The organism is Pantoea sp. S62 (genome assembly GCF_016658625.1).
Lineage (GTDB): Bacteria > Pseudomonadota > Gammaproteobacteria > Enterobacterales > Enterobacteriaceae > Pantoea > Pantoea vagans.
In genome coordinates, this window is record NZ_JACVVI010000089.1 from 1 (window position 1) to 204 (window position 204).

Here is a 204-nt window from a genome sequence, read left to right on the forward strand (position 1 = left end):
ACCTACCAGTGCCAGACCACCTACAGCTCGCAGGGCCTGCTGTGCGGCGGAGAATACCTTTGTCAGAGCGGCGACTGCAACGGTACCGACGGTGCCGGCGACAGCGGCTTTGATACCGCCGTGGCCAAACTTGCCGGTCTGGCCTCCGCCGGCGATGACGTCAAAAACGGCGATCAGATAGATATCAAGGCCTTTACCGGACAG

Annotated in this window: 1 protein-coding gene; it reads left to right on the plus strand. The window is 61.3% G+C overall.

Annotation, left to right across the window (positions count from 1 at the left end; all coding sequences use genetic code 11):
* Nucleotides 1-204, plus strand: a 204-nt coding sequence (traN, locus tag IBT54_RS25045) for a conjugal transfer protein TraN (protein WP_201253344.1), incomplete at both ends; no start/stop codon positions are given.